Origin of the sequence: Veillonella sp. T14073-2, from assembly GCF_002959875.1 — a bacterium.
Lineage (GTDB): Bacteria > Bacillota > Negativicutes > Veillonellales > Veillonellaceae > Veillonella > Veillonella infantium.
Genome location: NZ_PPDC01000005.1, coordinates 1 through 8,176, shown reverse-complemented (window position 1 = coordinate 8,176; position 8,176 = coordinate 1). Strand labels below are relative to the sequence as shown.

Here is an 8,176-nt window from a genome sequence, read left to right as displayed (position 1 = left end):
TTTTGTAGCCGTACATTTTCATGTACGTCACCATTAAGTCAGAGAATTATTTCCTATGTGCTCGGGTCAACCTACTTAGAAATTCTAAGAGATGACCTTACAAATATATATTAATTCTTCTATGCAGTTTTCAAAGAACAAACAATTCATATATTTCGCGTCTATCGTCGTTGCATTCGTTTCACTTGTCTTGCGTAATTACCATTACGCGGCGACGTCGTTCATCTCATGCGCCTAGATATCCATCGAAATCTATTAAATTGTAACTGATTGTTTAAATCAGCTTTGTTATTTTAGTACATAACAGACCAGCTGTCAAATACTAAATGGTGGAGACGAGGAGATTCGAACTCCTGACCCCCTGCTTGCAAGGCAGGTGCTCTCCCAACTGAGCTACGCCCCCGTAATGGGTTAACTTAAGTCTCGATAATCCATTCCGAAGAATCCGTTATCTTTTATAAGTTTTACCTATTAAATTAGCTCTTAGTGTCTGTACTTTACACAAAGTGTATTTCAAGTTATATGAGCCAACTGGTGGGCCTAGGTGGACTCGAACCACCGACCTCACGCTTATCAGGCGTGCGCTCTAACCAGCTGAGCTATAGGCCCATATCTGTAGATTGAGAGTCTTTTTACAGATCTCTCAAAACCGAACAATGTTAGGTGTGTAAGTACAGCTAGCGCATATGCTACGTCTACTTACTGGCCAAAGTGTCGACCTAAGTGACATCCAAGCTCTTGGCCTGGTGTATGTCTCCCTAGAAAGGAGGTGATCCAGCCGCACCTTCCGATACGGCTACCTTGTTACGACTTCACCCCAATCATCGACTTTACCTTAGACGGCTGGCTCCCGAAGGTTACCCCACCGGCTTTGGGCACTTCCGACTTTCGTGGTGTGACGGGCGGTGTGTACAAGGCCCGGGAACGTATTCACCGCAGTATGCTGACCTGCGATTACTAGCGATTCCGACTTCACGTAGGCGAGTTGCAGCCTACGATCCGAACTGAGAGAGTGTTTCTCGGGTTTGCTCCACCTCGCGGTATTGCTTCCGTCTATTAACTCCCATTGTAGTACGTGTGTAGCCCAGGTCATAAGGGGCATGATGATTTGACGTCATCCCCGCCTTCCTCCGCATTGTCTGCGGCAGTCTCTCATGAGTTCCCACCCGAAGTGCTGGCAACATAAGATAGGGGTTGCGCTCGTTGCGGGACTTAACCCAACATCTCACGACACGAGCTGACGACAACCGTGCACCACCTGTTTTCTGGCTTCCGAAGAAGAGGAACCATCTCTGGTTCTGTCCATCAATGTCAAGACCTGGTAAGGTTCTTCGCGTTGCGTCGAATTAAACCACATACTCCACCGCTTGTGCGGGCCCCCGTCAATTCCTTTGAGTTTCAACCTTGCGGTCGTACTCCCCAGGCGGGGTACTTATTGCGTTAACTCCGGCACAGAAGGGGTCGATACCTCCTACACCTAGTACCCATCGTTTACGGCCAGGACTACCGGGGTATCTAATCCCGTTCGCTCCCCTGGCTTTCGCGCCTCAGCGTCAGTTTTCGTCCAGAAAGTCGCCTTCGCCACTGGTGTTCTTCCTAATATCTACGCATTTCACCGCTACACTAGGAATTCCACTTTCCTCTCCGATACTCTAGATTGGCAGTTTCCATCCCATCACGGGGTTAAGCCCCGAACTTTTAAGACAGACTGACCAATCCGCCTGCGCGCGCTTTACGCCCAATAATTCCGGACAACGCTTGCCACCTACGTATTACCGCGGCTGCTGGCACGTAGTTAGCCGTGGCTTTCTATTCCGGTACCGTCAATCCTTCTAACTATTCGCAAGAAGGCCTTTCGTCCCGATTAACAGAGCTTTACAACCCGAAGGCCGTCATCACTCACGCGGCGTTGCTCCGTCAGACTTTCGTCCATTGCGGAAGATTCCCCACTGCTGCCTCCCGTAGGAGTCTGGGCCGTGTCTCAGTCCCAATGTGGCCGTTCATCCTCTCAGACCGGCTACTGATCATCGCCTTGGTGGGCCGTTACCCCTCCAACTAGCTAATCAGACGCAATCCCCTCCTTCAGTGATAGCTTATAAATAGAGGCCACCTTTCATCTATCCTCGATGCCGAGGTTAGATCGTATGCGGTATTAGCAGTCGTTTCCAACTGTTGTCCCCCTCTGAAGGGCAGGTTGATTACGCGTTACTCACCCGTTCGCCACTAAGATTGATAGAAGCAAGCTTCCATCGCTCTTCGTTCGACTTGCATGTGTTAAGCACGCCGCCAGCGTTCGTCCTGAGCCAGGATCAAACTCTCCAAGATATCTTGAAGCTATTTGAATAGCTCATTATTTGTTGTCGTTACATTTAAGTAACTTTGAATTATGGTTGGTTTTGACTATGTCAAAACCCGCACTCTGGCATATGTTCAATCATATGATTGATTACCTATCATTGTTCAGTTTTCAAAGATCTGTTATCAGTTTCACGCTTTAGTGAAGCGCCATCTGACGACTTGATTATAATAACATGTGAGCACTTTCATGTCAACACATTTTATAATCTTTTTTGAAGTTCTTTCGAACTTCAAAGTGTATTCCTACACTCATTAAGAAACAGTCGTTCGAACGACTGTATGCATATTATAGTATAACAAAAAAATAATGGCAACCCCCAATTCTCAATTTCACACTACTTTCATTGCACATTCATTTTCCAACCTAAAACTAAAGATTGATTTTATACAATCTATTTTGTATAATGTAGCTGTAATATAGACTCTTTCACTTATGTAGTTATATAGTTATATACTATTTAATACTATATTTTAATTTTGAATTAGCTCTATATTTCAGTTTAGTCTTTTATTATAGTAGTTATAATTAATACTATAATAATGTGTGAGGAGATTGAGTATGAAATTATCCAAACGTTTATTATCTAAAACAGTTGCTATTGCTGCGGTATGTGCAACTATGGCCACTGTAGCCTTTGCTGCACCACAAGGTACATTTGATACCTCAGAAATTCAAATTACAGGCGAAGCCTCTCGTTCTGTAGCACCTAACTATGCGATTTTAACACTTGGTATTACTAGTGAAAACACTAATATCAATGCTGCAAAATCCAATAACGATCGCATCATGAGTGATTTAATCAGCAAGTTAGGTCATTTAGGTATCGACAAAAAAGATATTTACACATCTAACATTTCTATTAACCCTACAAGTGATTATCAAGATGGTAAACGAATCAACACTGGTTATAGTGTAGCAAATCGTGTGACTGTAAAAATCAACAATCTTGATAATGTAGGAAAGGCTGTCGATGCTGCTGTTAGCGCTGGCGCCAATGATATCAATAACCTTTCATTCCAAAATGATGTATCTCAACAACTGTCTGATTCTTTAACTACCGAAGCAATTCAAGATGGTCGTCATAAAGCTGAGGTTATTGCTGCAGCCCTTGGTCGTACTTTAGGCCCTGTAAAAACCGTTTCTATCAGCACACCACAAACAAGCTCTATGGACTCTGGTTCCTATCGTAACGCCGTAATGTTAAAAGCGTCTCTCGAAACTGCTACTCCTGTTGAAAAAGGATCATTAGTAGTTTCTCAAGACGCTAATATTACTTATTATTTACAATAGAATTTTCTGGTACCACACCTTCGTGGACCGCTACAATGCCGCCTGTCAATTCATGATAGGTGGCATTTTCATATCCTAAAGATTTCCAGATTTCAATAATCTCGCTTTGATGAGGATATCTGCGTAAGGATTCTGGCAACCATGCATAAGAGGAATTATCCTTACTTAACTTACCTATAATAGGTAATATATAGGAGAAGTAGAAATTATATAACTGTTTAAAACCAAACATGCTTGGCTTTGCGAGTTCTAACACAACTACTTTCCCACCTGGCTTTACAACACGTTGCATTTCAGATAGCACTTGTTTAATATCTGGCACATTACGCATTGCAAATCCGCTCATAGCAGCATCAAATGTGTTATCTGCATATGGTAATGCCATCGCATCACCTTGAACAAGATTAACTTGATCTATTAAACCAGCATCTTCAATGCGTACACGACCTTGATCAAGCATCTCACTATTAAAGTCCAAAGCCTCTACTCTTAATGTTGGTTCTTGACGTAACGCTTCCTTTGTAAACACACAAGTACCACATGCTACATCAAGCACACGTTGGTGAGGACCAATATTCATTGCTTTTACAGAGAATTTGCGCCAAAAATAATCTTGTCCAAAGCTTAAGACTGTATTCATTAAATCATAGTTTTTTGCAATATTAGAAAAAACACCTTGTACAAATTGCTCTTTATCGGCATATGTTTTAAATTCTTTAGTATTCATTATGGTCCTTTCACTAATCAAGAACTATATTCAAACTCTTTACTCGCATAGTATATCATACTATGCCTTCTATCAAAAGAATCCTATTATATATACTATATATAGTAATTATGTAATAAGCACATATTTAGTTAAAACCATATATTCACTACTGTTAAAATTAGTATATTACAAAATAAACATCGTTATCAATCACAGTAGATCTAACTTAACTATATATAAACAACTATGATATTATCTATTGCCACCATCCTGTGTTCGTTGTATAATGACATATGTCCATGACGAAAAGATATCTTTTCCATGGTCTTTTATTAGTTTTTATTAAGTATTGGAGTGTACTATGAATCGATTTGTAAAAACAATCAATAGAGTCAGTCTAATCCAACAAATTATCATAGGTTTGATTATTGGTATTTTGACAGCTCTATACGTGCCAGATGTGGCAAATGAATTAGCTTTATTAGGCGTTCTCTTTGTTGGTGCTTTAAAAGGGATTGCACCAATCCTCGTATTCTTTCTTGTAATTGCAGCCATCAGTAAACACCGTTCTGGCCAAAAAACAGGGATGGGATCTGTAATCACATTATATTTATTAGGTACATTCCTTTCTGCAGCGCTTGCTGTAGTCGTAAGCTTTATGTTCCCTACTACATTACACCTTGCAGCTAGTGCAGCCGATGCAGCTCCACCACAAGGTATCGTAGAGGTAATGAAAACACTTTTAAAAAATATTGTTGATAATCCAGTAAAAGCCTTGATGACTGCTAACTATATCGGTATTTTAGGCTGGGCACTTATCATTGGTGGCGCTTTACGCCATGCACCAATGAATACTAAGGAAGTAATGGAGTCTATCGCTCAAGCTATTACAACAGTAGTAGGTTGGATTATCCGCTTTGCTCCTCTTGGTATCATGGGTCTCGTAGCTGACTCTATTGCTACTAACGGTATTGAAGCTTTAATTGGTTATTTCCAATTACTCGTATTACTACTTGGTTCTATGATTTTCGTAGCATTAATAGTAAACCCACTTCTATCTTTTGTATATCTTCGCCGTAATCCATATCCATTGGTTTTCAAATGTTTACGTGAATCTGCAATCTATGCGTTCTTTACTCGTAGCTCTGCTGCAAACATCCCTGTTAACCTCGATTTAGCAAAACGTTTAAAACTTAACCCTGATATGTATTCCGTATCCATTCCATTGGGTGCAACAATCAACATGGGTGGTGCAGCGATCACAATTACAATCATGACATTAGCTGCTGCCCATACACTTGGAATCGTTGTAGATATCCCTACAGCAATTCTCTTATCTGTTATTGCTACTATCGGTGCTTGTGGTGCTTCTGGCGTTGCTGGTGGTTCCCTACTTCTAATTCCTCTTGCTTGTTCTCTATTTGGTATCTCTAATGACATCGCAATGCAAGTTGTAGGTGTAGGCTTCATCATCGGCGTTTTACAAGACTCCACTGAAACAGCACTTAACTCCAGTACAGATATTCTCTTCACTGCTACTGCAGATTATGCAAAACGTGGCTATCACGAAAACTGGAATTAAATACCACTATACAAACATACTAAAGACGGTCCTTCGGGACTGTCTTTTTTCGTATTTGAAAGTCATAAATAATAGATTACTATACAACTTATAAATATATTCATTGTATAATATAAAAGCAAACTCTGAAAATCAAACGATATATCTATATTGATTTTATTCAATATAGTGTTATAATAGAGTTAATGATAATAACTATTAATTGATATAAATAGAAAGGAATCAACATGAAACAATATGATATTATTGTCGTTGGTACAGGTGGTGCCACAATCGTAGCTGATGCTGCTATCAAAAAAGGGTTAAAAGTAGCCATCATAGAAAAAGGTAAATTTGGTGGTACATGCCTAACTCGCGGTTGTATTCCTACGAAAGTAATGGTTACAGCAGCTAATGCCATTCAAGAGGTAGAAGAGTTCAAAAAAATAGGCGTCAATGTTGGCGATGCAACAATGGATTGGGATACTGTAGCTAAACGTACATGGCATAAAATCGACGAGTCTGCAGGCATCTATGATTACTATAACGCTTATGACAACGTAGATGTATATCGCGGTGCTGCAAGCTTTGTGTCCGATAAGGTTATGAACATCCACCTTAACGATGGCTCTGGTATCGTAGAAATCACAGCTCCAACGATTATCCTTGGTACTGGCGGTTATAGTAATATACCGAATGTACCAGGTCTTCAAGAGGCAGGTTTCCTTTCTAGTGAAAGCCTCTTTGGCGATAAATTCCCTAAACAACCATACAAATCCCTTGCTGTACTCGGTGCAGGTCCAATCGGTGTTGAATTCGCACACGTATTTGCATCTGCTGGTACAGAGGTAACAATCCTTCAACATAATGTACGTTTAGTACCTAAAGAAGATGCAGAAGTATCTGAATTCTTGTTGAATAACTACAGAGAACGTGGCATCAATGTAGTCCTAAATCAAGACACGGTTGAAATCCGTCAAGAAGATGGTCTTAAAGTAGTAGTCACTAAAGATCGCACTACTGGCGAAATTTTAGAAACTAAAGTTGAAGAAATCCTTGTAGCAGCCGGCATTCGTCCAGCTGTAGAAGAGCTCCATCTCGAAAACACAGGTATTGAAACATGGCCAAAGGGCTGGATTAAAACTAATGAATTCTTAGAAACATCCGTTGATGGTATCTATGCGTTAGGTGACGTAAACGGCGAGCCTGCATTCCGCCATCGTGCGAACTATGAAGCTGATATTATCGCCCACAACCTATACTTTGCTAAAAACGAAGAAGATTTCCGTTGGGCACGCTATGATACATTGCCAAAGGTTACCTTCTCCTACCCTGAGATTGGTAGCGTAGGTCTTACTGAAGCAGAAGCTATTAAAGCTGGTTACAATGTAGGTGTAGGTAAAAACTACTACTCCTCCACAGCTAAAGGCTACGCAATGGGTATAAACCCTGGCGATGTAAATGACGGCTTTGTAAAAATCGTGGTAGACAAAGATACTAACCATATCCTTGGTATGCATGTAACAGGCCCTCAAGCATCTATCCTCTTCCAACCATATGTAAACCTTATGAACAGCGGTGTAACGCCATTGACTGCAATTAATGAAGAAATCGCTTCTGAACGTACTAAACGCTTACGTGAAAGAGGTATTACTCGCGAAATGGATCCTAAATCCGTTATCACTGTAGGTGAAACTATGAGCCCACATCCTTCTCTTGTAGAGGTCATCATGTGGACACAAGTATACTACGAAAATCGTTGGTAATAATAGGGTTATAGGACAAAAAGTGTTGCTATTTCAGTCCCAAAGATTGGTAAATAGGCGATCATAATTATGCAAATCACTCCAAACAATAGCATCACCCCAAGTTGGAATAGAGGCTTCTAACCTAGATTGTTCATGTATGGTATGATATATATCAGAAATACTCTTGTTGGTCGGCATAACCTTAAGTATTTCTGCATTAGAAAGCGGGTTCGGTGAGTGCATATAGCACCACCAGAACACCGCTTTTATTCGTCTTTCAATAGACATTCCTCTATGATTACGTAACATAGCGCGTAACTGAGCATTTACGCCACCTTCTATACGATTATTAGTAGCTGGACAGGTACATGTTAACGATGTACCTAAGTAAGTAAACAAACATCTTTTATTGATTAATTTAACTAAGGAATTTTCTGCTTTTATAAGTCGTTCGTGTTTAGGTCGTATCGTACCATTTTCATCAACGGTCATTTCTGATAGAAATACTC

The 8,176-nt window shown here is 40.5% G+C and carries 4 protein-coding genes, 2 tRNA genes, 1 rRNA gene and 1 pseudogene; 3 read left to right on the top strand and 5 right to left on the bottom strand.

What is annotated here, in order from left to right; translation table 11 throughout:
- Positions 1 to 327: 327 nt before the first annotated feature.
- The 3 genes from VCHSUH04_RS03445 to VCHSUH04_RS03435 all read right to left on the bottom strand — a co-directional run bounded on the left by VCHSUH04_RS03445 (position 328) and on the right by VCHSUH04_RS03435 (position 2,325).
- A tRNA-Ala gene (locus VCHSUH04_RS03445) sits at positions 328 to 403 on the bottom strand.
- A 129-nt stretch (positions 404 to 532) separates the two neighbouring features.
- Positions 533 to 609 (bottom strand) — tRNA-Ile (locus VCHSUH04_RS03440).
- A 153-nt stretch (positions 610 to 762) separates the two neighbouring features.
- Positions 763 to 2,325 (bottom strand): 16S ribosomal RNA (locus tag VCHSUH04_RS03435).
- Positions 2,326 to 2,917: 592 nt separating this feature from the next.
- On the opposite strand from VCHSUH04_RS03435, the gene VCHSUH04_RS03430 reads away from it, so the two are divergent.
- On the top strand, positions 2,918 to 3,649 hold the full coding sequence (locus VCHSUH04_RS03430; protein WP_105085361.1) for an SIMPL domain-containing protein: 732 nt from the start codon (positions 2,918 to 2,920) through the stop codon (positions 3,647 to 3,649).
- Here the strand turns inward: VCHSUH04_RS03430 and VCHSUH04_RS03425 are convergent.
- Positions 3,630 to 4,376: a ubiquinone/menaquinone biosynthesis methyltransferase gene (locus VCHSUH04_RS03425; protein ID WP_105085360.1), complete on the bottom strand. Its 747-nt coding sequence runs from the start codon at positions 4,374 to 4,376 to the stop codon at positions 3,630 to 3,632. The genes VCHSUH04_RS03430 and VCHSUH04_RS03425 overlap by 20 nt on opposite strands.
- Before the next feature lie 343 nt (positions 4,377 to 4,719).
- Here VCHSUH04_RS03425 and sstT point away from each other — a divergent pair, with 343 nt between their 5' ends.
- Both sstT and VCHSUH04_RS03415 read left to right on the top strand, forming a co-directional pair.
- Positions 4,720 to 5,940 (top strand): serine/threonine transporter SstT, encoded by a 1,221-nt coding sequence (gene sstT, locus VCHSUH04_RS03420; RefSeq protein ID WP_105085359.1) that lies wholly within the window; start codon positions 4,720 to 4,722, stop codon positions 5,938 to 5,940.
- A gap of 227 nt (positions 5,941 to 6,167) precedes the next feature.
- Entirely contained in the window at positions 6,168 to 7,685 is a 1,518-nt protein-coding gene (locus tag VCHSUH04_RS03415) for an NAD(P)/FAD-dependent oxidoreductase (RefSeq protein WP_105085358.1), read from the top strand.
- 33 nt (positions 7,686 to 7,718) lie between these two features.
- Here the strand turns inward: VCHSUH04_RS03415 and VCHSUH04_RS03410 are convergent.
- Positions 7,719 to 8,176: pseudogene (locus VCHSUH04_RS03410) on the bottom strand (IS256 family transposase); the annotation flags it as partial.